The sequence below is a fragment of the Flavobacterium soli DSM 19725 genome (assembly GCF_000422705.1).
Classification (GTDB): domain Bacteria; phylum Bacteroidota; class Bacteroidia; order Flavobacteriales; family Flavobacteriaceae; genus Flavobacterium; species Flavobacterium soli.
This window is the reverse complement of the sequence record NZ_AUGO01000024.1, coordinates 1-1,263: the sequence shown is the minus strand read 5'-3', so window position 1 is coordinate 1,263 and position 1,263 is coordinate 1. Positions and strand designations below refer to the sequence as shown.

At 29.5% G+C, this 1,263-nt stretch carries 1 protein-coding gene; it reads right to left on the bottom strand.

Features of this window, described 5'->3' with window-relative positions; genetic code table 11:
• Nucleotides 1-36 precede the first annotated feature (36 nt).
• Nucleotides 37-1,044, bottom strand: coding sequence for an IS110 family RNA-guided transposase (locus G508_RS0115480; RefSeq protein ID WP_026706160.1), 1,008 nt, complete (start codon nucleotides 1,042-1,044; stop codon nucleotides 37-39).
• Nucleotides 1,045-1,263 lie beyond the last annotated feature (219 nt).

The following is a 1,263-nucleotide window of genomic DNA, read 5'->3' as shown; positions in this document are numbered from 1 at the left end:
GCATTCTATGATAAAAAACAAATAAAATATTAAAAATTAACAGGCAAATTTATATGTATTTACATATGGAGTTTGTCTGTTAATTACGCTAAAAACACGACTTATAATTTTACATCTAATGTTGTTTAATACTAGCATCGAATTTTTACCTTCGGCTTTCTTTTTATTATAATATTCTTTTAACTGTGGATCATATTTGATAGCCGTCAATGCACACATGTGAAGCAATGATTTCATCTTTTTGTCTGCTAAATGACTCACCTTGGTCCTGCCTTTTACACTGGTTCCTGATGAATATTCAAAGGGTGCTACTCCCGAATAGCAAGCAAATTGCCTCCAATTTTTGAATGTTTTAAATCCTTTTGTGGTAATGATTATATAGAGAGCGGTCTGTTCACCTATTCCAGGGATACTTTTAATTAATTGGAATTGGTTACTTAGTTCTTCGTTTGGAATAATAATTGCCTTCATTTGTTTTTCAATATCTAACAAATGTTTTCTCAAACCTTTGATGATTTTTGCATTAATCCTCTTGGTTGATTTATAAATTTTCTTAGGAATAAAGATTTCATTTTCAGAGGTCATACCAAATAGTTTTATTGATTTTACAATTTTTTCTCTTTCTGAATGCAAAACCTTAAGCTCTTGAATATTTGCATCGGAAACTTTATACAATTGTAGCTTATCGATATTTCTATAACTATATAAAGCAATATCCTTTGCATCTATTTTATCATTTTTACCTCTGGAAATACCTTTTGAACGTTTGATCTCTATTGCAGGAACTACCCATAAATCGATTTTTTTCAAACTTAAACAATCTGAAAGAATATAAGTGTAAACTCCTGTGTTTTCACAGCAAAAAAGAATGTTGTCTATCTGAACATGTTCTTTTTTTAATGTTACAATAAATTTAGAAATAGCTTCTTTAGAATTTTCAATCTTAAAATGCTTCTGAACTATTTTTTCATCCGGGTTTAATAATACAACATCAAGAGTATTTTTAGAAATGTCAATTCCAACATAATGAGAATAATTTTTCATAACTTTGAGATTAGGTGAAACAAAAGATGTTGAACTTCTTTAGAGCCTTTATTAGACCATAATGTCTATCATTCTATTTGAAGTAATTCAACAGGATTCAAGGAGAAAGCAGAGGACTAATGCGCTAGATAAGTCGTAAGCTTGGCGAGCGTCAAAGTTCACCTCTGTTTTCCTTTGAATAAATTTAATGTTTTTTATCTTATACAAAGTAAAGGCGAG